Raw genomic sequence first — 22,616 nt, 5'->3', positions numbered from 1 at the left:
TGACACAGAATGCCACGGCTTTTTTGTACCGGAACGGTGCTTACTGACTGCGTTTAGCCGCCATATCTCTCAGTGCCGCTTTTTCCTCTGCGGATAAAAAGGCAATTTCCAGCCCGTTAATTTGCGCCTGTTCAATTTCCGCACGGGTCAGACCGGCAGCCGGGGCAGCAACATTGTATTCATGGGCAATCTCAATACCTTCAACTGCCGGGTCATCGGTATTGATAGTAGCGGCAATGCCGTGTGCCAGGAACTGTTTCAGCGGATGCGCGGCCAGTGACGGCACAGTGCTGGTCTGAATATTGGAGGTCAGGCAGGATTCCATACCGATACGGTGCTCTGCCAGGTAATCCATCAGCGCCGGGTCTTCAATCGCCATCACTCCGTGGCCGATGCGCTGCGCACCCAGGTCGCGGATAGCCTGCCAGATACTGGCGGCGCCGGCAGCTTCTCCGGCATGGGCGGTGATGGCCCAGTTGACATCACGGGCTTTACGGAAGTGGTCGGTGAATAAATCGCCCGGATAACCGGATTCATCACCGGCAATATCCAGCGCCACAATCCGCTCATGGTGAGCGAGCAGGGCATTCAGCTCTTCATGACAGGCATCTGTGCCGAACGTCCGGCTCAGAATACCAATTATATTAATCCGCACCGGGCTGCTACGGACTTCGGATGCCACACCATCCAGTACCGCTTCCACCACGCCTTCAACGGGCAGATGATGCTTCATCGCCATATAATAAGGGGAAAAGCGCAGTTCGGCGTAATCCAGCCCGGCGCTGACGGCATCCTGAACGTTTTCAGCTGCCACTCGGCGGCAGGCATCGAGGTCTGCCAGCACGGAAACGCCCCAGTCCAGCTTGCTCAGAAACTGCACCAGATCCGGTTCATTGCTCATCACCTGCACATGCGGGCGCAGTGCTTCAGTCTCATAAGCGGGCAGCGGCAAATTGTGCTGACGGGCCAGATCCAGAATGGTGGACAAGCGGATATTACCATCGAGATGGCGGTGCAGATCGGTCAGGGGAAGTGAGCGGTTAATCATTGTGGTATTCCTCAGATGATAAAAAGCCAGTCTGACGACTGGCTTTTGTCTGATCAACAGATAATAACAGTGTGAAATTACTGAGCAGCAGGAGCCGCAACGTCAGCAGCCGGTTCTTCACCGATAGTGACTTCTTCAGTAACATCACCGTTAGGATCCATTTCGATTGCCTCTTCCTCGTAACCTTCGTCGTCACCGCTGTTATCGCTCAGTGCGCCGTACTGGTCATATTTTTCCAGGAATTCAGCAACGGTGAATTTCTTACCGTTGAAATCGATGTTGTTGTTGCTGTATTTCAGATCCATGGTGATCGCTTTATCGGTCACTTTCACGATTTCCATCATGGCACCCATGCTGGCCATCTGAGCAACACCCTGTTCACCCTGTTCTTTGGCTTCTTTCGCGCCCATACCCTGTGACTGCATGGCAACCGCAACGAAATCAGTCAGCATCGGCTTGGACAGATCCATATTGAAACCGAACTCTTTCACCAGAACCGGCAGAACTTTCTCAAAGCTGCCTGCGTGTTCCAGAGCTTTAAAGCTCTCTTCGTTCAGTGCGTTGAACGTTACGTTCAGGTTAACTTTTGACTCACCGCCGCTGTTTTTCCAGCTCAGAGGTGCGATAGCGAAGGACGGGCTGTACTTGAACAGACCCAGTGCATTGGATTTCATTTTCTCATCCAGTGCTTCCATTTTCGCATCGTCGAAATCTTCGGTGTACATAGACTCAGACAGCTTGGTGTACTCTTCAACAGACGCCATCAGCGTATTTGCGGAAGTGGCATCCAGATCTTTCAGAGAACCTTTCAGGCTGATAGCGCCGAGGTCGATATCACGGTAGCTCAGTGAACCCAGACTGTAATCAACATCTGCAGTCAGTTTGTTATCTTTGCTGCCGGAGGTACCGTTCAGTTTCAGATCTTTCAGAGAAACGGTATCGCTGTAATTAACAACCGCTAACTCTTTCAGGCTCAGATTCTGGTCACCCAGGTAGAAGTAGCTGTCACCTGATTTGGCAACATCGCTGTCAAATGACAGACCTTTCATCACGATGCTTTCGCGATCGCCTTTACGGTAAGTCAGTTCATTGCTGCTGCCTTTACCTTTGACGTTTTTGAATTCTTTGTCGAATTTAACGTTCAGATCAGCACCGGAGAATGCCAGCTCTTCGCCGTCTTTCTTATAGTTGATTTTGCTGACAGCAAGATCAATATCGAAACTCTGGTCGTAGCTGATACGGGTATCCGTTGCAACAGGGGATTTACCGCCGGTGATCTCGAAGGCCTGTTTGGTGATGTCATTATTTTCCAGCTCAGAGTGGACCGCAGCCATATTTGGCGAGAACACCATGCTCTTAAGCTGAGATAACGGGAACGGACCGTGATCGATGGTATTGAGGATCACAAGTTCTTCGCCGGAGGTATCACCGCTTTTTTTCGTTTCTTTGATGATCAGTTTGACATCAGAGCTGAAAATACCGCGTGAAAAATCTTTGGCGGTCAGCGTGACAGGTGCATCAGGGTAGTTATCCTTGATTGCTTTATTCGCTTTGGCGATATACTCATCAAGGTTTGCTTCAATTTTCTTACCTGTCTGCCATGAAGCCACACCCCATGCGGCGCCTAATGCGACAATAACGCCAACAGCAACTAACGACTTTTTCATAGATAAATCCATCCTTTATATGCGATTTATTTTGCAGGTTTTCGCACGGTATCAAAATTAACGGGCAGTTCAATGGCGGACTGCCCGGAGAAAATTAGAGAAGTTACTTACACAGCATTATAAACGCGGGCAATGATTCCTTCACCATCTATTTTAAACTTTCTTTCTATAGCAGAAAGAAAAACAGATTCACCTGAGATAACTCTTAATTGTTCTGTTTCTGTAGTGATAACTGCATGACCTTCCACACAAAAAAGAATATTAGCACTGTTATTCTCAATAATCATTTCCTGATTATGCAATTTCATCACCGAAAAAGAAAAATCATCAACCGGAATCGGGAAAATTTCAGTGTTGTTAATATGTTCCGGCTGCATAAATAAACTTTTTGCGTGTTTCGGTACAAAATCAAGGTTATTCAGCAATTCACCGACATCAATATGCTTTTGTGTCAGACCGGCGCGTAACACATTATCCGAGTTAGCCATCACTTCCAGTGCAGTTCCTTCAAGATACGCATGGGGGGTGCGGGCATACAGAAACATTGCCTCTCCGGGTTTTAATTCAACCACATTGAGCAGCAGCGGGGTGAAAAGGCCATTATCGTCAGGATAAAACTCTGTCATCTTACGGATGGTATCCCACGGCTCACCCTGACGGCTGTTCAGTGCGGATTTCAGCACAGCGACTGCCCGCTCTTTGGTGTCTCCGCTCATGGAGAGCAGACGGGTAAACAGAACAGACAGGTGCTCCTCTGACGGCGAGGCAATAAAACGTTCAATGGCAGGATGCGCCGGAGCGACCTCACTGAGCAGCCCGGCAATATCGGCCAGCGGACGGAACGCATTCATTGCGCGGAACGGGGTGAGGGCATAAACCAGCTCCGGCTTATGGTTATCATCTTTATAATTACGGACTGGTGAATCCAGCGGGATCCCTGCCTGGTTTTCGCGGGCAAATCCGGCCTCTGCGGCGGATTTATCCGGATGAACCTGTACCGACAGCGGCTGAGCAGCACTCAGTACTTTAAACAGAAACGGCAGCCGGTGAAAACGGCGGTTAATTTCATCCCCGAGCGCGGACTGCGGGTCACCGGCAATAAAATCATATAAAGAGCAGGTGTTGCCGCGGGTGTCTGTCACTACCGAACTGGCTTTCGGATGAGCCCCCATCCATAATTCGGCCATCGGCTGCTTGTCAGGGTTCGGGTAACCGTACATTTCTGTCATCGCGGTATGGCTTCCCCAATCATAGAATTGCACCTGATTCTGCATTTTTAACATAGCAACGCTCTCTTTTTAAACAGTTAACAATAAGATAGTAACAATAAAGCAATAACTCTGCCCGGATCGCATAATCGGAAATGAAAGTATGGCAAGATAAGCCCGTTTTCAGAGTCTATCTGTAACTTTCGGGATTTTAAATCCATTTTATTTTGTGTGCTAAGGAGAGACTAATGGCAGCCACGCGTATTGAAAAAGACTCAATGGGCCCTATCGATGTTCCTGCGGACAAATTATGGGGCGCTCAGACCCAGCGCTCTCTGGAGCATTTCCGTATTTCAGTTGAAAAAATGCCTGCGGATCTGATTGCTGCGCTGGCCATTACAAAAAAAGCAGCGGCAGCTGTCAACTGTGATCTGGGACTGCTGGCGAAAGAGCGGGCGGATGCGGTAATTGCCGCAGCGGATGAAGTGCTTGCCGGTAAACATCCGGAAGAGTTTCCGCTGGCAATCTGGCAGACCGGCTCCGGCACACAAAGTAATATGAATATGAATGAGGTGCTGGCAAACCGTGCCAGTGAAATCCTCGGCGGGAAGCGCGGCGGTGAGCGTATCGTGCACCCGAATGATGATGTGAACAAAAGCCAGAGCTCTAATGACGTGTTCCCGACAGCGATGCATGTCGCTGCCGTGATTGCGGTCAGCACACAGCTGATTCCGGAACTGAAATCCCTGCACAGTGTTCTGGCCGCGAAAGCGGAAGCTTACCGCGATATCGTGAAGATTGGCCGTACCCACTTACAGGATGCGACACCGCTGACACTGGGCCAGGAAATTTCCGGCTGGGCGGCAATGCTGCAATATAACCTGAAACATCTGGAAAACAGTCTGCCGCATCTGAGTGAGCTGGCACTGGGGGGGACTGCGGTCGGTACCGGCCTCAATACTCATCCTGAATACGCGGTTCGTGTGGCGAAAAAAATTGCTGAACTCTCCGGTCAGCCGTTTGTGACGGCACCGAATAAATTTGAGGCACTGGCCACCTGTGATGCACTGGTTCATGCCCATGGCGCACTGAAAGGGCTGGCAGCCTCACTGATGAAAATCGCCAATGATGTCCGCTGGCTGGCATCCGGTCCGCGTTGCGGCATCGGTGAAATTGCGATTCCGGAAAACGAACCGGGCAGCTCTATCATGCCGGGCAAAGTGAACCCGACACAATGCGAAGCCATGACAATGCTGTGTGCTCAGGTGATGGGTAATGATGTGGCGGTTAATATCGGCGGGGCGTCGGGTAACTTCGAGCTGAACGTGTTCCGTCCGATGGTGATCCATAACTTCCTGCAATCTGTCCGCCTGCTGGCTGATGGTATGCGCAGCTTTAATGAGCACTGTGCTGTCGGTATAGAGCCAAACCGCGAACGGATCAGTCAGTTGCTGAATGAATCACTGATGCTGGTTACGGCGCTGAATACGCATATCGGTTACGACAAAGCCGCCGAAATCGCGAAAAAAGCCCATAAAGAAGGTCTGACCCTGAAAGCATCCGCAATGAAGTTAGGTTATCTGACAGAAGCTGAGTTTAATGCGTGGGTTCGTCCGGAAGATATGGTCGGCAGCATGAAGTAATCTTCAGTCAGGGATAGTCATAGTCATAACGGAGCCGCTGATGGCTCCGTTTTTACATCACTTCCATATATAAATGCAGGCGTGGTATCACAGGAATTAATTTCTTTGCTTTCGGCCTGTGACGGATTTTGATGTTTTCTGCATCATAATCCGGTAGTACACCCGTTACCGGTTTTTCATCATTTTCATCACAAAATACAATCAGTGGAGATGCACAGGCATACTGCACCTGCTTTTGTGCTTCGCTGTACCAGACTCTGGCGATTGGCTGTACTTTTACCGGTCGCCTGATTTTCAGTATGGCGTCTTCCGGCACCTGTTTTAAGGCGGATATCTCTTTCGCCAGATAAACCTGCCGCTCTTCCCTCGTCAGAGACTGAATGGCGCGCGGGTTCTGATACTGCTCCTCCAGTTGGGATAACAGCGTATCACGATCCACTTTCTGAATAATGTGTTTATTGGCCCAGCCAAACCGGACAGAGGAAGGGGAGGTGACTGACTGGATCTGCCGGTAGGCATTGAGCGTAATCAATCCTTTTATCTGGTTGTGTACGAATTCAAAACGCTGTGTTTTATCCACACCGGAGGTTTCTGTCACGATTGCGGCCAGTTGCTGTTTTAGCCGGTTAACCTCATCAAGCTGTTGCTGCATTATTTTTCGTTGCGCGGGGGAGAGTGTAATCAGTAGCACACCTGGTAACCGGATGGCAGATTTGCTGCTGATTTCCTGATCATTATCGAAGATAAACAAACGCTGATAGTGAGATAGCGCCAAAGGAACAGCATCTTCGCCACTGACCGGAATAACAGAAATAGTATTGACGGTATTATTCTCCTCACCTTTTAGTATTTCAGGTAACTGATAAACTTCAGCCGCAGGGGAAGGATGCTGCCGGATAGCGTTGCATAATGCACTCAGCGCCGATTCCAGCTGATTAAAGCAGTCGGTAAGAGAAATTATTGCATCATATCGCATACATCACCATTTTAGTTACAACATACAATGTGTTTATATCAGACTAATCCAGCATCGTGCTTTGTACAAGCTAATTTTTGCTTCGTATGAAAGAAAAGGGCGCGCTGGTAAGATGGTAAGCACCGTTAACCCACATAAACGTGGGTTAATGGCAAAAACTCAGTGAGTTTTTATAAGAACAACTATGTTTAGTTGTACCGTGTAAAATAAACGGATAAACAACGTTTGTTCAGGATGGACAGTAATATTGCCCGTTGTTATCACAGCATGTGACAATAGGGTTTATCTTTAGGGCATGAATCATAAATATACTGCGCTGATTTTGGTTCCCAGACATCCGGTTTTGGCTCATCATTTTTAGGGTTAGGGTAATAACTGTTAACCATTAATGAACTGCTTAAAATAAGTGTCAGCATAAAAGTGCCTCATTATATTATATGACCATTTAATTCCACCAGTCGGTGGAACAATATTCAGGTGCAACTATATCGCAGGACTCAAATGATTCCGCGGGAGAAAAAAACAAGGTGCTTGTTAATAACAGTGTAAGCATAATCGTCTCTGTTCAGTGGCTGTCTGATCCCATTCCAGCATAGGGTGCAGCGTTGGAATGGGGGTGTAAACACGGATGTTTTTTATTGAAACGTAGCTTCGTCTCTTAGTTGTGGTAGCGGTGAGGTAACCTCATTGTTATAAATAATAACAGTTTTTTGCGGAGGAGGGGGCGCTTGCCATACATGGGCAGATACCGGGTTTATCATCAGGGCAGAGCTTAATATCAGTGTCAGCATATGAACCTCATTATTCTGTTTTATGGAAATGGAAATGCGTGGAGCTTTATAACTGTAGACATGCTTATACGATAATGAAATTAACCTGATGGGGTATTTTATATTCCATAAAAATGAAAACGTGATTATTGAATTTTTATTTTAATAAGAAAAATATAGCAATGTGACAAATAAAAATCACCACCAATGATGTCAATGGTGGTGATGAATGTTGAGACCTAAAAATAAGATGGTGCAAAAGAATACAAATATGAAGACGTTAATACCAATGGTGCTTATTACGCGATAAATCACTCACCCGGATTTTCTGTTGGTCCGACAGGCGGCCGGGCCAGCAGGAAGGAGGGTTTTTGCGAAACAGGGGCAGGATACGGAATTACATGTTATCCGGCAATTAACCCGATGAGGTATTTTATATGACATCACTATTAATTACCTGACTGTATTGGTTATGTATCATGAGTGTGCGTGCTTATTCAGATACAGGGCAATCAGCACACCGGTTGCCAGCATAGCGGCAATAAACCAGCCGATACCATCCCAGCGCCAGTAAGACCAGAAAACACCACCCAGTGTACCGGCAATACTGGAACCGCCGTAATAGCAAAACAGATACAGTGAGGATGCCTGGGCTCTGGCACGGCGGGCACGGCGTCCGACCCAGCTGCTGGTGACGGAATGGGCAGCAAAGAATCCCGTCGTCAGTACCAGCATGCCGATCAGAACCGCTGCCAGTGAACTGCCGAGAGTAATGAGAATCCCGGTCAGCATTAATGTGACAGCGCCAATCAGTACTCTTCCGTAGCCGTATTTCCGTGTCAGTGCGCCGGCTTTAGAGGCACTGTAAGTTCCTGACAGATAAACAATCGATAACATACCGACAACGGCCTGGCTGAAGTGATACGGTGGCTCCATCAGCCGGTAGCCGATATAGTTAAACAAAGTGACAAAGCTGCCCATAATGATAAAACCGATGGCAAACAGCCAGGGCAGACCATCATCACGGCAATGCAGGATCAGGTATTTCCACAGACTTTTCGGTTTCAGTGAACTGGCTCTGAAATGGCGTGACGGCGGCAGTAACCGCCAGAACAGAAAAGCACCGAACAGGGAAAATGTCCCCAGTACCAGAACGGCAATCCGCCAACTGGCATAATCGGCAATAACGCCGGTAATCAGGCGTCCGCTCATCCCGCCGATAGAGTTCCCGCTGATATACAGCCCCATAGACAGAGCAACATAGCTGGGGTGGATTTCCTCACTCAGATAGGTCATGGCCACGGCGGCGACGCCACTGAGAGATAATCCGACCAGGGAACGGACAACCAGGATCCCCGCCCAGCTGGTGGTAAACGCACTGAGCAGAGTAAAGATTGCCGCACAGGTCAGGGATATCACCATCACATTTTTACGGCCGACCGCATCCGATAACGGGCCGGTGATCAGCAGCCCGACTGCCATAAATCCGGTCGCCAGAGAAAGGGACAAACTGGCCTGCGCCGGTGATACCGAAAAATCTTCTGATAACAACGGCAGGATCGGCTGTACAAAATAGAGCAGAGCAAACGTCGCCAGACCAACCATAAAGAAAGAGAGGGTGACACGCAGATACAGTTTGTCGTCGCGCTGGATATAGTGCTGCTTTGCCTGATCATTCTGCACCGGTGAGGCCACACGGTTGTCAGTTATCAGTTTATTCTCGTCTGTCATACACTTATCTCAGCATTTGGTAATAATACCGAGCATAAAAAGATGCTGGTATTTTGTCTAATATATTAATACTCTTGTTTGATATGTTTTACGACCTAATGAGGGAATAATGATCGAATTCCGCCATCTGCGTTATTTTATCGCGGTTGCTGAAGAATTACATTTCGGCCGGGCAGCGGAGCGTCTCAATATCTCCCAGCCTCCGCTCAGTCAGCAGATTCAGGCACTTGAGAACGCGATTCCGGCCAAACTACTGGCACGGAACAACCGGAATGTCAGCCTGACCCCGGCGGGTGAAATGTTTCTGCGTGAAGCTTATCAAATCCGCACTCAGGTCGAGGCAGCGGTTGAAAAAGCAGCCAGAATGGATCGCGGGGAACTGGGTGAGGTCTCTGTCGGGTTCACCTCCACAACCCCGTTTATGCGTCATATTACGGCGACATTCCGCCAGTACCGTGAAATATACCCGGATGTGGCTATTCACATGCATCAGATGAATACCAAACAGCAGATTAATCCGCTGCTGAGCGGCCGGATTGACTTCGGTGTCATGCGCAACACGCAACTACCGGATAATCTGGTTCACGAATTGCTGTTTAAAGAACGATTTATGCTGGCGGTCTATGATGATCATCCGCTGATGAAATACCTCAAAACGGGTATTCCCCTGGAGATGCTCACTGGCGTACCATTGGTTTTCTTTGAGCGGGATGTGGGAACGGCGTTGTATGATGAGATTATCAATCTGCTGAAAAAAGCAGGTGTTACACCGGTTATCGCCCAGGAGGCGGGGGAAGCCATGACTATTCTGGGGCTGGTTTCTGCCGGGTTAGGTGTTTCACTGGTAACGGAATCTTTTACCCGTATGAAAGTGGATGGCGTCCGTTACATACATTTAGCCGAAAATCAGGCATTTTCTGAGGTCTGGCTGGTGTATCATAAGCACAACACGCTCTCTCCGGCCGGCCAGCGGCTGATTGAGATGCTGAAAAATAACGTGTTCCGCTGAGCGGAATCTGACTGTCAGGAGTTCGGATGTTCCGGCGATACCGGTTTTTTGCCATTACCGCATTTCTTTTATATATAAGTACAAGTGCCGCAGGCGCAGGGGTAGCGCTCAGCCATTTCTATCAGCCTGATGGTTCACGCAAAATTGCGCCTGACAATATTACTGCACTGACCGGACAGTTTCTGGGTGTACCTTACCGCGCCGGCCAACTGATTGGTTCCCCCGGGTCACCGGAAATTCTGGTGGCTGACCTGAACGCATTAGACTGTTTCACTTTTCTCGATTACACCGAAGCACTGAAACGCAGCCCGCAGCAACAGGATTTCCGCAACAGACTGATGCACATCCGTTATAAAAACGGAGAGGTGAATTATTATCAGCGTCGTCATTTTTTGTCGGATTGGGTCAGCGGTCCGCTGCCTGTGGCACAGGATATCACCCGGCAACTGTCGCCGGATTACCTTGTGACACACAAGATGCTGAATCAGAAAAAAAACGGCTCACGTTATATCCCGGATATTCCGGTTACGGCACGGGATATTGCCTGGCTGCCGGTCTCCGTGCTGACACCCGCTGTGCTCTCACAATTGCAGACCGGTGATTATATCGGTATCTATTCTGACCGTCCGGGCCTGGATGTCTCTCATGCCGGGGTTATTATCCGTACTCCGGACGGGTTGTTTTTACGTAATGCCTCATCAAAACGGAACGAGCAACGGGTTATTGATTCACCATTACGGGCATATCTGCAAAATAAAACCGGAATTGTGGTTTATCGTTCCGCTTTTGCCTCCTGACTGTGAATCATTTCACAGTTTTGTGTGAAGCCACTTACTAAGCGTGTATTTATTCGGATAATTAACATCTTAGCATCATCTGCACAGGATTATTATTGGTGAAACCTTCAGCACAGCCCGGACATATTGACCATATAAAACAAACCAATATGGGGGTTGTGTACCGTTATATTGATCGTGAAGGTCCCATTTCCCGCATTTCACTCTCTAAAAAAACCCGGCTGGCACCGGCGAGTATCACCAAAATCACCCGTGAGCTGATGGATGCGCATCTGGTCCGGGAAACCGAGTTTCCGGGATTAGGCTTTCGCGGCCGTCCGGCGGTGGGGCTGAAAACGGATTGTGACGGCTGGCATTTTTTATGTATCCGCATTAACCGGGGGGAACTGGTTTTTGCGCTGCGGGAACTGAGCGGAAAGTTACTGGCCGAAGATATCATTGCATTTCAGGCGGATAACCGGGATTTTGTCACCCTGTTTCTGGCACAGGTTGATGCCTTCTTTTCCCGTAATCACCGGATAACTGAGCGGCTTACAGCTATTGCCATCACTACCGATGCCATTGTTGACCCGGCAAACGGTATTATCCGCCACTCCCCGTACTATCAGCTGACCGATTTACCAATAGCGGAAATTCTTTATCAGCACACCGGAATGCCGGTGTTTCTCCAGCACGGTATTTCAGCCTGGTCTCTGGCGGAATATTTTTTTGGTGCGGCGAAAGAGTGTAAAAATATTATCCAGCTGGTGATTGATGAAAATGTCGGTGCTGCCATTATTACGGATGGCGCGCTGCTGCATGCCGGCAGTCACAGCACGGCGGAAATCGGTCACACACAGATAAACCCGCAGGGCAAACCCTGCTATTGCGGAAATCACGGTTGTCTGGAAACCGAAATTGGTCTGCATCATGTACTGGAAATGGCAGCTCAGTTCCTGGTCGTCCCGGAGGGGCAAACGCTGACCGCAGAAATGCTGTGCCGTGCGGCACTGGACGGTAATCCTGCAGCCCGTGCGCTGATAGAGCAGGTGGGGCAGCATATCGGGGATATTGCCGCCGTGATGGTTAATATCTTTAATCCGGAGATTATCCTGATTGGCTCACCATTAAATCCTGCATCCTCTGTTCTGTTTCCCGCCATCCGCGCCCGGATTACGCAGCGTGCCTTGCCGGCATTCAGCCGGGAACTGACAATGACTTCATGTGAATTTACTAATTGCGGGACATTACCCGGCGCAGCGTTAATTAAAGAGGCGTTGTATAACGGCTCACTTCTTATCAAACTGATGGATGGTTAAGTAATTCTGTAGTATTCATCTTTGACATAAAACAAATAAATGACAGGGATTTGTTCATGAAAACAGGATTTTCGCAAAAAATTGCGCTGGCGCAAGCCTGATATAAACCGGATGTCTTACACTGCTTCCGTTATCAATTTTGATACGCACCTCTTGATATAACGGAAAAACATCTATGTTAAGGCGCTTGTTTATAACCGGCACAGATACAAATATCGGCAAAACTGTTGCGACGCGGGCTTTAATGCAAGCCATCAACCGCCTGGGTAAATCTGTCGTTGGCTATAAACCAATCGCGACAGAATACCACGACACACTTAACGGCAAACGTAACCGTGACGCGATGATCCTGCATGATTCATCATCAGTTGATGTTTCTTATCAGGATATCAACCCGGTAATGCTGGAAAGTAATTACGGTCAGACGACCGCAGACGTTCAGTTTCCTGCATTATCGCAAGGGCTGGAAAAATTAAGTCATCTGGCGGATCAGGTCGTGGTGGAAGGGAACGGCGGATGGCGTTATTTACTGAATAACGAAACTTTTTTATCCGATTGGGTGAAAAAGGAAAAACTGCCGGTGATCCTGGTGGTCGGGATTCAGTCCGGTTGTGTTAACCATGCATTATTAACCGCCGAAGCGATTAAAAATGATGGTCTGGAAATTATCGGCTGGATTGCGAACCGGATAAACCCGGGGTTATCACACTATGCACAGGTTATGGATCGCTTACTGACGCATTTACCGGCACCACTGCTGGGCGAGATCCCGTATCTGCTGCGTCCGGAAGAGCGGGAATTATCGCATTATCTCAATGCAGAGCAGATTGAAATGCTTTGGGGTGAGGCGTTAGCGGCGTCCTGAGTCTCCGGTAAGAAATATAAAAGGGCTGATAAATCAGCCCTTTTTCATGGTCAAAACCTGACAGCGAGATATTATTTACGCAGATAAATAATATTCTGAGTTTCGTTGTTGCAGTTACCCACAACCTGACCATCTGCCTGTGCCGCTTCTTCAGCCGGAACTACAGTCAGTGTAAAACCGTCAGCAGGAACACCATTGCTGATGATTTTCTGCGAAATTTCCTCAGTCACACTTTCACAGGATGCCTGTGCTATAACGGGTGCAACGGCAAAGAGAACAGCACTGAGCGCAATCAGTTTTTTCATCATTTATCCTTAAATGTCTTTATTTCCAGCCAGTGGAAACTTCACGCCCTGTATTTGCATCAAGGCAGCGCAGCGTATTAGGTTCCCAATACGCGGTAACAACCGAGCTTTTTAAACATGCATCTTCAGCATCAATAGCACGGTCAACTTTGTCGAACTCTTTTTCCGCACGGCGGTTGATCTTCTGACGCAGGGAACGGGTATCATCCCATTGCTCTTTTTCCTGGCGTGCTCTTTCTTTTTCAAGCGCAGTATCGCCGCCGCTGATCACACAAGTGCTGCCGGGGCTGCAATTGGTGGTGGCCGCGCCTGCATGAGCTGCAAACATGAAAGGTGCAGCAAAGGCGGTTGCGATAAACCACTTTTTGAGCATGGAGTTAGTCATTGTCGTGTTTTCCTCAAAGTTCAAACCTGCAAACGTCATTCTAATCGTGAGCATTATAGCAAAGTGTATTAATGCACCAATAAAAGACAACGTTTTTCAGCGATAATTTCAGGTAATTTAAGAAAATTACCTGATTATACGGATACCGGCTTATCTTTTGTGGTGGTTTCAGCCTTCGCGGTGCACGCTCAGCCCGGCGAATGACTGACAGACCGGCATCATTTCCATAGTATTAATATTTACGTGCGGCGGCAATGTTGCAACCCAGAAAACCGCTTCCGCGATATCATCCGGCATCAGCGGATCGGTATTTTTATAGGTATTTGCGGCTTTTTCCTCATCCCCGCGATAGCGGATGCCGGAGAACTCCGTACCACCGACCATGCCCGGTTCAATGTCAGTCACACGGATTTTTTTACCGGCCAGATCTGCGCGCAGTGCCAGGCTGAACTGACGGACAAACGCCTTGGTTCCGCAGTAAACGTTACCACCGGCATACGGCCATGACCCGGCGGTTGAGCCTAAGTTAATGATATGACCACGGTTTCTTTCCACCATCCCCGGCAGGATAGCACGGGTCATATGCAGCAGCCCTTTGATATTGGTGTCCACCACCACATCCCATTCTGCAGGGTTACCTTTATCAACGGTTTCCATACCCAGCGCCAGACCGGCGTTATTGACCAGGACATCAATTTCGCGCAGGGATTCAGGCAGTGAATTAATCACATTATCGACCGCCGGGCTGTCTGTCATATCCAGTGCCAGCGGGAAAAATTTGCTTCCGAACTCTTTTTGCAGTTTCGCCAGGCGCTCAATACGGCGGCCGGTGCCGATAACGGTATGGCCGTTCTCAATAAATTTGCGGGCAAATGCCTCACCAAAACCTGCTGTTGCACCTGTAATTAAAACAATCATCACATACTCCGATTCTGTCAGCGGGGATCCCCGGAAAAAATAACAATAACCATGGCGATATAATACCGGTGGTAATATCCTGATAGTGTATCGTGTCTGCATGACAGAAAGCGGGTCACAGATTCCGTTTTTCAGTTTTCATCGCGGAAAAACACTGAAGTTAATCGATAACAACCTGATTATATACAGGAGACAGAAAATGGTTCAGGGTCAATGTTTGTGCGGTAAAGTAACAGTATCTGTGCCAAAGCCGGTGCACGATGTTTCTGTCTGCCATTGCAGCATGTGCAGAAAATGGAATGGTGCGCCGTTTATGTCTGTGGATTGCGGCAGTGATGTTACGCTCAGTGGTGAGGAACATATCACCCGTTATCACTCCTCTGAATGGGGCGACCGCTGTTTTTGCCGTGAGTGCGGGACACACCTGTTTTATTATCTGAAACCGGCAGATCAGTATTATGTCTCTGCGGCACTGCTGGGGGAGACAACAGAATCCCGCCTCTCAATGCAGATTTACACCGACAGCAAACCGGCGTATTACAATTTTGCGGAAAAAACGCCGATGCTGACTGAGCAGGATATTCTGGCGATGTTTGAAGCCAAATAAAGCAGAAAGCGGATACCTGAGTATCCGCTTCGTTTTTCTGCGTTGCCGGGCAGAGAAATTAAATAACAAACAGATCCATAAACTCGCTGACTGACATGGATTCGAGTGTTTTACGATCACGGGCAGCATTCAGAATGCGCTGCTGCTGCGTTTCCGGGAACATACGCGCCAGGTTGGTGCGGAATTTCGCCAGCAGCAGCGGAATACCTTCCTCACGGCGGCGGGCGTGCCCGACCGGATATTCGACCACAACTTCATCCAGCACGGTACCGTCTTTCAGCGTTACGGTCAGGGCGTTGGCAATAGAGCGTTTTTCCGGATCATGATAATCACGGGTGAATGCAGTATCTTCCTCACAGTGAATGCGGGCACGCAGCGCATCGATGCGGCTGTCTGACGCGATCCCGTCTTCATAATCTGCCGCGGTCAGGCGACCGAAGATCAGCGGAACCGCCACCATATACTGGATACAGTGGTCACGGTCAGCCGGGTTATTCAGCGGGCCGTGTTTATCGATAATACGGATACAGGCTTCATGGGTGCGGATAGTGACTTTCTCAATATCATCTGCGGTTTTACCCAGTGCCGCCAGTTTGCGATGCAGTGTCATTGCTGCTTCAACGGCGGTCTGAGAGTGGAACTCTGCCGGGAATGAGATCTTGAACAGCACGTTTTCCATCACATAAGAGCCGTAATCGCGCTGGAATTTAAACGGCTTGCCGTCAAACAGCACATCATAGAAGCCCCAGGTTTTGGCGGTCAGCACGGTCGGATAGCCCATTTCGCCTTTCTGCGCGAACAGCGCCAGACGCACCGCACGGGAAGTGGCATCACCCGCAGCCCAGGATTTACGTGAACCGGTATTCGGCGCATGGCGGTAGGTCCGCAGAGACTGGCCGTCCACCCATGCATGAGAAACCGCGCTTAATAACTGTTCACGATCCAGTCCCAGCATTTCACCGACAACGGCAGTGGAGGCAACTTTCACCAGTACAACGTGGTCAAGGCCGACTTTGTTAAATGAGTTTTCCAGTGCCAGGCAGCCCTGAATTTCGTGGGCTTTGATCATGGCGGTCAGCACGCGTTTCAGCGGCAGCGGTGCTTTGCCTTTGGCAATCGCCTCACGGGATAACCAATCTGCGACCGCCAGGATACCGCCGAGGTTATCGGACGGATGACCCCATTCCGCCGCCAGCCAGGTATCGTTGAAATCGAGCCAGCGGATCATGGCACCGATATTGAAGGCCGCCTGAACCGGATCCAGCTGGAATTGGGTACCCGGCACTTTGGCTCCGTTCGGGACAATGGTTCCCGGCACAACAGGGCCGAGCATTTTTTTGCACGCCGGATATTCCAGGGCTTCCAGACCGCAGCCCAGGGTATCCAGGAAGCAGTAATACGCGGTGTCATAAGCGCGATCACTGCTGATGTCCATATTCAGAACATAATCAGTGATGTCCTGAATGACCTTGTCGTACTCTTGATGCTGCGGGGTAAAAGATGCTGACATACTTTATCTTCCTTTTTAATCAATAATTAGCGCGCTTTAAGGGGTACGAAGGTCTGGTTTTCCGGTCCGGTGTAATTGGCGGACGGACGAATAATTTTATTATCCAGACGCTGTTCAATGATGTGTGCAGCCCAGCCTGCGGAACGGGCAATAACAAAAATCGGGGTAAACATGGCGGTCGGCACACCCATCAGGTGATACGCCACCGCTGAGAACCAGTCGAGGTTCGGAAACATCTTCTTGTGCTGAGACATCACGGATTCAATACGATCCGCAATATCAAACAGACGGAAATCTTTCGCTTCTTCGGATAACTCACGGGAAATCGCTTTGATAACCTGGTGGCGCGGGTCAGCAATGGTATACACAGGGTGACCGAAACCCATCACGACTTCACTGCGGGTGAGGCGGGCGAGAATATCGGCCTGAGCTTCATCCGGTGAGCTGTAACGTTTCTGGATCTCCAGAGATACTTCGTTGGCACCGCCGTGTTTTGGTCCGCGCAGTGCGGCAATCGCACCGGTGATGGAGGAATAAAAATCGGTTCCGGTACCGGCGATAACACGGGCAGCAAAGGTGGAGGCGTTAAACTCATGTTCTGCATAGAGAATGAACGAAGAGTTCATAAAACGCACCCAGTTTTCAGACGGTTTCTTGCCGTGCAGCAGATGCAGGAAATGGCCGCCGCAGGTGTCGTCATCGGTTTCGGTATCAATGCGGCGATCATTAAACGCATAGTGATACCAGTAAAGCAGCATGGAGGTCAGGGAAGAGAGCAGGCGATCGGCGATATCACGGGCACCGGATAACGGATGACCCTCTTTTTCCGGCAGGACGCAGCCCATAATAGACACGCCGGTACGCAGCACATCCATAGGGTGAGCGGAGGCCGGCAGCGCTTCCAGGGCTTTCTTCACACTGTGCGGCAGGCCGCGCAGTGATTTCAGTTTCGCCTTGTAAGCGGCCAGTTCTGCTGCGTTCGGCAGTTTTTCATGGATCAGAAGATGAGCGACTTCTTCAAAATCACATTGTGTGGCTAAATCCAGAATGTCATAACCGCGGTAATGCAGGTCGTTCCCGTTAATCCCCACAGTACAGAGTGCAGTATTGCCGGCAGCAACGCCGGACAGTGCGACGGATTTTTTGCCTTTCTTCAGTGCAGGTTCAGGTTTGCTAAGTTGTTCATTCATGACGGGTGATCCTTATTATTATAGTGAGTGTACAACCTGCTTCGCGTTATCTTTCAGAGGTTATTTTTTCTGCGAAAACAGTGCGTCGAGCTTATCTTCATAATCGTAGTAGTTAATGCTTTGGTATAATTCATCACGGGTCTGCATCTGTGAAATCAGGCTCTGTTGCGTGCCTTCACGGCGCAGGGTGTTATAGACATTTTCAGCGGCTTTGTTCATGGCGCGGAAGGCGGTGAGCGGGTACAGGGCGATAGCGATATTCACACTGCGCAGCTCATCCAGGGTAAACAGCGGCGTTTTACCGAACTCGGTAATGTTTGCAAGTACCGGCACCCGGATTTTGTCAGTGAACAGACGATACATTGCCAGCTCTGTAATCGCTTCCGGGAACAGCATATCCGCACCGGCATCGATATAAGCCTGTGCGCGGTCGAGCGCGGATTCCAGGCCTTCCACTGCCAGCGCATCGGTACGCGCCATCACCACGAAATTCTCATCAGTCCGTGCATCGACCGCCGCTTTAATGCGATCAACCATTTCCTGTTTTGAGACGATTTCTTTGTTCGGGCGGTGACCACAGCGTTTTGCGCCGACCTGGTCTTCAATATGCATCCCGGCAGCCCCGGCTTTGATCAGGGACTTCACGGTGCGCACCACGTTAAAGGCTGACGGGCCGAAACCGATATCCGCATCCACCAGCAGCGGCAGATCACACACATCCGTAATACGGCGGACATCCGTCAGTACATCATCCAGTGTGGAAATGCCCAGGTCAGGAATACCCAGAGAGCCTGCAGCAACACCGCCGCCGGAGAGATAAATCGCTTTGTAACCCGCACGTTTTGCCAGCAGTGCATGGTTGGCATTAATAGCACCGACCAGCTGCAGCGGGGATTCAGACTGTACAGCGTCGCGGAATGCGCGTCCTGCGGAATAAAGTGCCATATATTCACCTTGTTATTAGTTTGATACTCAGATGTTATAAAGCAATCGCTATGCCAATCAGCCGGGTAAGGTAACTAAAATGCGAGATACATCACGCATTTGGCGTATTTATCCTGTCATTACGTTACCCACTATAGAATTTGCCGATTCCGTCTGACAAGCAGGATGTTGGCTTTCTGTGATGATGATGCTATTTATGTTTCAAAATAGCTGCTAGTGTGTTTCATGAAATATAAATGAAACATTTGAAACGCATGAAACAGGGGAGAAACACATGGCTCAGAGTGACAAACCGGTGATCTGGACGGTCTCCATTTCGCGTCTTTTTACCCTGTTCCGTGATATCAGCCCGGAATTCAGTGCCCGTGCCAGTATCAGCGCGATTAATCTGGGATTTGATGCTGCGGTGGAGGCGATTCGTGAACGGCTGAAAACAGAACGCTGTGATGCGATTGTCAGTGCCGGCTCTAACGGCGCGTATCTGAAACAGCATCTGCCGGTGCCGGTGATAGTCGCAGCCCCCGGAGGGTTCGACATCATGCAGGCTTTGGCACGGGCGCGGCAGCTCAGTCAGCGCATCGGCCTCATTTATTACCGTAATACGTTTCCGGCGCTGGACTCGCTGGCGCAGAGTTTCGGCATGCAGATTGAACAGCGCAGTTATGTGACTGCCGAGGATGCACGGGCAGCCTGCCTTGCCCTGAAAGCGGACGGTATTTCTGTGGTGGTGGGGGCGGGACTGATTACTGATATCGCCGCAGAGTGCGGTATGACCTGTATTTTTATTTATTCCAATGATGCGGTCCGCCGGGCATTCACCGATGCGATAGAACTGACGCGCATCCGTGACCAGCCGCAAAATATGCCTTTGCCGGCAGCGGGATCGCTGAATGTCCGCCATATACTGAACGATATTCTCGGCACCTCGCCGGTGATGGAGCAGGTGCGTGAAACTATCACGCTGTTCGGACGTTCGAAAGCAACAGTGATGATCCAGGGGGAAAGCGGCACTGGTAAAGAGATGGCGGCACAAGCTATTCATCATGAATATACGTTGTTTCACAAACATAAACGGATGAAACGCGCTGCACCGTTTGTGGCGGTGAACTGCGGGGCTATTCCGGAGAGTCTGCTGGAAGCGGAGTTATTCGGTTATGAGGAGGGCGCATTTACCGGCTCGCGGCGGGGCGGCCGTGCCGGGTTATTTGAGGCAGCGGACGGTGGCACACTGTTTCTGGATGAAATCGGTGAAATGCCGGTTTCTCTGCAAACCCGCCTGCTGCGGGTGCTGGAAGACCGGGCTATCGTACGTATCGGCGGCTATAAACCGATCACTGTGGATGTGCGGGTAATTTGTGCCACTCACAATGATCTGGACAACCGTGTGGCGGCGGGGACATTCCGTGCGGATCTGTTTTACCGTCTGGGCGTTCTGCGTCTGCAACTTCCTGCACTGCGTGATCGCGGGGCGGATATTCTGCTGCTGACAGAAAAATTGCTCAAGCTGGCGTTTGCCGAACTGGATTTACCGCTGCACCGCGGCCATTTGCAGCAAATCCTGGCATGCAGTGACTTTTTCTATCACTACCGCTGGCCGGGAAATGCCCGCGAACTGCGTAATCTGATGGAACGGGTGGCGCTGTATTGCAGCGCCTATCCGGATAAAATTATCAGCGAATCATTGTTACTGAAACTTTCTCCTGAGCGGCGGACAGAGGCCGCTCCCGCACCATTACCGGATCACCCGCCGGCGCCGGTCAATACTGCCACGGCAACGGAAGCGGTGGCCCGTTTCCGGGGAGATCGCCGCGCCGCCGCCGACTGGCTGGGTATCAGCCGCACCACATTATGGCGCCGCCTGAAACAGGAACAGAACATTTCATCCTGACTGCCCGCCGCTATATACTGTGCCTCAGAATTGAAAAGCAAGAGCCGGAGTGTTTGTCTGTATCCGGCCTGCAATACTGTCATCACCGGAAAGACACAGGAAACAGAACGGAGGCGTTATGTCAGATCTCTTTGCTCACGATGAACCGCTTGCAGTGGCACCCGATGCGTATCTGCTCAAAGGTTTTCTCAGTGATGAGGATGAGATGCTGCTGGCGGAAATCCGCCGCCTGACCGCCATTTCACCGTTCCGCCATATGCAGACCCCCGGCGGATACCGGATGTCTGCGGCCATGAGCAGCTGCGGCACATGCGGCTGGATCTCCGATGCCAAAGGTTACCGCTACTCCCCGACCGATCCGCTGACCGGCAATCCGTGGCCGCCGCTGCCGGATGTGTTTTTGTCACTGTCGCAGCAGGCGGCGGAGCGTGCCGGGTTTCACGGATTTTCGCCGGACAGCTGTCTGATTAACTGTTATGCACCGGGCGCCGGTATGTCTCTGCATCAGGACAGGGATGAGCCGGATCGCCGTCAGCCGATTGTGTCATTTTCACTCGGTCTGCCGGTGCAGTTTCAGTTCGGGGGCAGTGAGCGCCATCATCCCCTGAAAACCTTTGCGCTTGAGCACGGAGATGTACTGGTATGGGGCGGCCGTTCCCGTCTGAATTACCATGCTGTCCGTCCGGTAAGAGCCGGGGTGCATCCGCTTGCGGGTGCCCGGCGGTTTAATCTGACTTTCCGCTGCGCGCGGTAACGGAGAAGCAGGATGACAAAACAGACAATACTCTCAGACGATGCGTGCTGGGCCGCGCTGGTCGCCCGGGATAAAACAGCCGATACGCTGTTTGTGTATGCGGTGAAAACCACACAGACATGGGGATTTCCGTCCACTGTTGTGCGGTTGCCGAAACGGGAAAATACCGAATTTTTTGCCACACCGGAAGAGGCGGAGGCTCACGGCTACCGCGCAGGAAAACGCCGTCAGCGCAGCGGTGAGGCCATGACGCAGCGCCATGCGGAACAGGTGGTGCTGGCCTGCCGTGAGCTGGAAGCGCGGATCGATAACGGCGAACCGCTGCCGTCACTGGCAGAGCTGGCCACACTGTGCGGCGTGAGCCAGTTTCATTTTCACCGTATTTTCCGGTCACATACCGGGCTGACACCGGCGGCATGGGCAAAAGCCTATCGCGGGGATAAACTGCGGGAACAACTGACAAAACAGACGACAATCACCGGAGCAATCGCCGAGTCCGGCTTCAGTTCCGGCAGCCGGTTTTATGAATCTTCAGATACACTGCTCGGCATGACCCCGAAAAGCTGGCGGGCAGGCGGCAAAGGGGCGCGGATTTTCTTTGCCCTGGCGATATGTGCGCTGGGGGATATCCTGGTGGCACAGAGTGAAAAAGGCATTTGTGCCATTCTGCTGGGGGATGATGCGGAAGCGCTGTTGCGGGATTTGCAGGATCAGTTTCCCAATGCGGAACTGGTCGGCGGCGACGCACAGTTTGAACAGGTGGTTTCACGGGTTATCGGGTTTGTGGAAGCACCGTCTTCCGGGCTTGATTTGCCGCTGGATATCCGGGGAACTGCATTTCAGCGCCGGGTCTGGCAGGCATTGCAGTCCATCCCGGCGGGTACCACTGTCAGTTACCGGGAGATCGCAGAGCGGATCGGCTCACCAAAAGCGGTCAGGGCGGTGGCCGGCGCCTGTGCGGCGAACTGCCTGGCGGTCGCTATCCCGTGTCACCGGGTGGTGAGAACCGGCGGGGAACTGGCGGGTTACCGCTGGGGGATCGAACGGAAAAAACGGCTGTTGCAGCGCGAGGCATTGCAGCAGGAAATCAGTTAAAAAAGGA

General features: G+C 50.6%; 21 protein-coding genes. 9 read left to right on the top strand and 12 right to left on the bottom strand.

The window, feature by feature from the left end; genetic code table 11:
* Positions 1–40: 40 nt before the first annotated feature.
* From add to manA, 3 genes are all read right to left on the bottom strand, one after another.
* The gene (add, locus tag AB7038_RS00515) at positions 41–1,048 is read right to left on the bottom strand and encodes an adenosine deaminase (RefSeq protein WP_369452585.1); all 1,008 of its coding nucleotides are present in this window, start codon (positions 1,046–1,048) and stop codon (positions 41–43) included.
* A 77-nt stretch (positions 1,049–1,125) separates the two neighbouring features.
* On the bottom strand, positions 1,126–2,715 hold the full coding sequence (locus AB7038_RS00510; protein WP_214180569.1) for a YdgA family protein: 1,590 nt from the start codon (positions 2,713–2,715) through the stop codon (positions 1,126–1,128).
* Between the two features lie 107 nt (positions 2,716–2,822).
* Positions 2,823–3,998 carry a mannose-6-phosphate isomerase gene (manA, locus tag AB7038_RS00505; protein ID WP_368888294.1) on the bottom strand — a complete coding sequence of 392 codons (1,176 nt, stop codon included), beginning with the start codon at positions 3,996–3,998 and terminating at the stop codon, positions 2,823–2,825.
* Between the two features lie 173 nt (positions 3,999–4,171).
* On the opposite strand from manA, the gene fumC reads away from it, so the two are divergent.
* Positions 4,172–5,566, top strand: coding sequence for a class II fumarate hydratase (fumC, locus tag AB7038_RS00500; RefSeq protein ID WP_368888295.1), 1,395 nt, complete (start codon positions 4,172–4,174; stop codon positions 5,564–5,566).
* Between the two features lie 52 nt (positions 5,567–5,618).
* Here the strand turns inward: fumC and tus are convergent, their stop codons facing one another.
* Positions 5,619–6,542: a DNA replication terminus site-binding protein gene (gene tus, locus AB7038_RS00495; RefSeq protein WP_368888296.1), complete on the bottom strand. Its 924-nt coding sequence runs from the start codon at positions 6,540–6,542 to the stop codon at positions 5,619–5,621.
* Positions 6,543–7,789: 1,247 nt separating this feature from the next.
* A complete protein-coding gene (locus AB7038_RS00490) occupies positions 7,790–9,043 on the bottom strand; it encodes an MFS transporter (RefSeq protein ID WP_368888297.1) in 1,254 nt (417 codons plus the stop codon).
* A gap of 106 nt (positions 9,044–9,149) precedes the next feature.
* On the opposite strand from AB7038_RS00490, the gene AB7038_RS00485 reads away from it, so the two are divergent.
* From AB7038_RS00485 to mlc, 3 genes are all read left to right on the top strand, one after another.
* Positions 9,150–10,052 (top strand): LysR family transcriptional regulator, encoded by a 903-nt coding sequence (locus AB7038_RS00485; protein ID WP_024473132.1) that lies wholly within the window; start codon positions 9,150–9,152, stop codon positions 10,050–10,052.
* A 26-nt stretch (positions 10,053–10,078) separates the two neighbouring features.
* Positions 10,079–10,849 (top strand): N-acetylmuramoyl-L-alanine amidase-like domain-containing protein, encoded by a 771-nt coding sequence (locus AB7038_RS00480; protein ID WP_369452584.1) that lies wholly within the window; start codon positions 10,079–10,081, stop codon positions 10,847–10,849.
* 98 nt (positions 10,850–10,947) lie between these two features.
* Positions 10,948–12,147 (top strand): sugar metabolism global transcriptional regulator Mlc, encoded by a 1,200-nt coding sequence (gene mlc, locus AB7038_RS00475; RefSeq protein ID WP_369452583.1) that lies wholly within the window; start codon positions 10,948–10,950, stop codon positions 12,145–12,147.
* A 54-nt stretch (positions 12,148–12,201) separates the two neighbouring features.
* On the opposite strand, the gene AB7038_RS00470 is transcribed toward mlc, so the two are convergent.
* Positions 12,202–12,402, bottom strand: a complete 201-nt coding sequence (locus AB7038_RS00470; protein ID WP_369452759.1) for a hypothetical protein — start codon at positions 12,400–12,402, stop codon at positions 12,202–12,204.
* Between AB7038_RS00470 and bioD the strand changes: the two genes are divergently transcribed.
* Positions 12,323–13,012 carry a dethiobiotin synthase gene (bioD, locus tag AB7038_RS00465; protein WP_072868124.1) on the top strand — a complete coding sequence of 230 codons (690 nt, stop codon included), beginning with the start codon at positions 12,323–12,325 and terminating at the stop codon, positions 13,010–13,012. The two genes, AB7038_RS00470 and bioD, sit on opposite strands and share 80 nt — an antisense overlap.
* Positions 13,013–13,083: 71 nt before the next feature.
* Here the strand turns inward: bioD and AB7038_RS00460 are convergent, their stop codons facing one another.
* The 3 genes from AB7038_RS00460 to ydfG all read right to left on the bottom strand — a co-directional run bounded on the left by AB7038_RS00460 (position 13,084) and on the right by ydfG (position 14,620).
* The gene (locus AB7038_RS00460; RefSeq protein ID WP_368888300.1) at positions 13,084–13,317 is read right to left on the bottom strand and encodes a DUF1161 domain-containing protein; all 234 of its coding nucleotides are present in this window, start codon (positions 13,315–13,317) and stop codon (positions 13,084–13,086) included.
* Positions 13,318–13,336: 19 nt separating this feature from the next.
* Positions 13,337–13,702, bottom strand: coding sequence for a DUF1283 family protein (locus AB7038_RS00455; RefSeq protein WP_004239248.1), 366 nt, complete (start codon positions 13,700–13,702; stop codon positions 13,337–13,339).
* 168 nt (positions 13,703–13,870) lie between these two features.
* Positions 13,871–14,620: a bifunctional NADP-dependent 3-hydroxy acid dehydrogenase/3-hydroxypropionate dehydrogenase YdfG gene (ydfG, locus tag AB7038_RS00450; RefSeq protein ID WP_143971063.1), complete on the bottom strand. Its 750-nt coding sequence runs from the start codon at positions 14,618–14,620 to the stop codon at positions 13,871–13,873.
* A gap of 100 nt (positions 14,621–14,720) precedes the next feature.
* On the opposite strand from ydfG, the gene AB7038_RS00445 reads away from it, so the two are divergent.
* Positions 14,721–15,227, top strand: coding sequence for a GFA family protein (locus AB7038_RS00445; protein ID WP_368888301.1), 507 nt, complete (start codon positions 14,721–14,723; stop codon positions 15,225–15,227).
* Between the two features lie 58 nt (positions 15,228–15,285).
* Here the strand turns inward: AB7038_RS00445 and AB7038_RS00440 are convergent, their stop codons facing one another.
* Genes AB7038_RS00440 through prpB form a run of 3 tightly spaced genes read right to left on the bottom strand, consistent with a single transcriptional unit; the run spans position 15,286 to position 18,872 of the window.
* Positions 15,286–16,737 (bottom strand): bifunctional 2-methylcitrate dehydratase/aconitate hydratase, encoded by a 1,452-nt coding sequence (locus tag AB7038_RS00440; RefSeq protein WP_368888302.1) that lies wholly within the window; start codon positions 16,735–16,737, stop codon positions 15,286–15,288.
* Positions 16,738–16,763: 26 nt separating this feature from the next.
* Complete coding sequence (prpC, locus tag AB7038_RS00435; RefSeq protein ID WP_025153162.1) at positions 16,764–17,927, bottom strand: bifunctional 2-methylcitrate synthase/citrate synthase; 1,164 nt, start codon at positions 17,925–17,927, stop codon at positions 16,764–16,766.
* Between the two features lie 60 nt (positions 17,928–17,987).
* Positions 17,988–18,872 (bottom strand): methylisocitrate lyase, encoded by an 885-nt coding sequence (gene prpB, locus AB7038_RS00430; RefSeq protein ID WP_072868116.1) that lies wholly within the window; start codon positions 18,870–18,872, stop codon positions 17,988–17,990.
* A 274-nt stretch (positions 18,873–19,146) separates the two neighbouring features.
* On the opposite strand from prpB, the gene prpR reads away from it, so the two are divergent.
* The 3 genes from prpR (at position 19,147) to ada (ending at position 22,609) form a co-directional block, all read left to right on the top strand.
* Positions 19,147–20,760, top strand: coding sequence for a propionate catabolism operon regulatory protein PrpR (gene prpR / locus AB7038_RS00425; protein WP_369452582.1), 1,614 nt, complete (start codon positions 19,147–19,149; stop codon positions 20,758–20,760).
* 118 nt (positions 20,761–20,878) lie between these two features.
* A complete protein-coding gene (alkB, locus tag AB7038_RS00420) occupies positions 20,879–21,514 on the top strand; it encodes a DNA oxidative demethylase AlkB (RefSeq protein ID WP_368888304.1) in 636 nt (211 codons plus the stop codon).
* Between the two features lie 12 nt (positions 21,515–21,526).
* Positions 21,527–22,609: a bifunctional DNA-binding transcriptional regulator/O6-methylguanine-DNA methyltransferase Ada gene (gene ada, locus AB7038_RS00415; protein ID WP_369452581.1), complete on the top strand. Its 1,083-nt coding sequence runs from the start codon at positions 21,527–21,529 to the stop codon at positions 22,607–22,609.
* Positions 22,610–22,616: the final 7 nt, after the last annotated feature.

The sequence above is a fragment of the Morganella morganii genome (assembly GCF_041099235.1).
Classification (GTDB): domain Bacteria; phylum Pseudomonadota; class Gammaproteobacteria; order Enterobacterales; family Enterobacteriaceae; genus Morganella; species Morganella morganii_E.
Note: the sequence above shows the minus strand (reverse complement) of the source record. Positions and strands in the feature narration are given on the sequence as shown.

Coding starts and splice junctions, on each gene's coding strand:
- add (WP_369452585.1), bottom strand. CDS start 1,048: ATGATTAACCGCTCACTTCCCCTGACCGATCTGCACCGCCATCTCGAT.
- AB7038_RS00510 (WP_214180569.1), bottom strand. CDS start 2,715: ATGAAAAAGTCGTTAGTTGCTGTTGGCGTTATTGTCGCATTAGGCGCC.
- manA (WP_368888294.1), bottom strand. CDS start 3,998: ATGTTAAAAATGCAGAATCAGGTGCAATTCTATGATTGGGGAAGCCAT.
- fumC (WP_368888295.1), top strand. CDS start 4,172: ATGGCAGCCACGCGTATTGAAAAAGACTCAATGGGCCCTATCGATGTT.
- tus (WP_368888296.1), bottom strand. CDS start 6,542: ATGCGATATGATGCAATAATTTCTCTTACCGACTGCTTTAATCAGCTG.
- AB7038_RS00490 (WP_368888297.1), bottom strand. CDS start 9,043: ATGACAGACGAGAATAAACTGATAACTGACAACCGTGTGGCCTCACCG.
- AB7038_RS00480 (WP_369452584.1), top strand. CDS start 10,079: ATGTTCCGGCGATACCGGTTTTTTGCCATTACCGCATTTCTTTTATAT.
- bioD (WP_072868124.1), top strand. CDS start 12,323: ATGTTAAGGCGCTTGTTTATAACCGGCACAGATACAAATATCGGCAAA.
- AB7038_RS00470 (WP_369452759.1), bottom strand. CDS start 12,402: ATGGCTTGCATTAAAGCCCGCGTCGCAACAGTTTTGCCGATATTTGTA.
- AB7038_RS00460 (WP_368888300.1), bottom strand. CDS start 13,317: ATGAAAAAACTGATTGCGCTCAGTGCTGTTCTCTTTGCCGTTGCACCC.
- AB7038_RS00455 (WP_004239248.1), bottom strand. CDS start 13,702: ATGACTAACTCCATGCTCAAAAAGTGGTTTATCGCAACCGCCTTTGCT.
- ydfG (WP_143971063.1), bottom strand. CDS start 14,620: ATGATTGTTTTAATTACAGGTGCAACAGCAGGTTTTGGTGAGGCATTT.
- AB7038_RS00445 (WP_368888301.1), top strand. CDS start 14,721: ATGACAGAAAGCGGGTCACAGATTCCGTTTTTCAGTTTTCATCGCGGA.
- AB7038_RS00440 (WP_368888302.1), bottom strand. CDS start 16,737: ATGTCAGCATCTTTTACCCCGCAGCATCAAGAGTACGACAAGGTCATT.
- prpC (WP_025153162.1), bottom strand. CDS start 17,927: ATGAATGAACAACTTAGCAAACCTGAACCTGCACTGAAGAAAGGCAAA.
- prpB (WP_072868116.1), bottom strand. CDS start 18,872: ATGGCACTTTATTCCGCAGGACGCGCATTCCGCGACGCTGTACAGTCT.
- prpR (WP_369452582.1), top strand. CDS start 19,147: ATGGCTCAGAGTGACAAACCGGTGATCTGGACGGTCTCCATTTCGCGT.
- alkB (WP_368888304.1), top strand. CDS start 20,879: ATGTCAGATCTCTTTGCTCACGATGAACCGCTTGCAGTGGCACCCGAT.
- ada (WP_369452581.1), top strand. CDS start 21,527: ATGACAAAACAGACAATACTCTCAGACGATGCGTGCTGGGCCGCGCTG.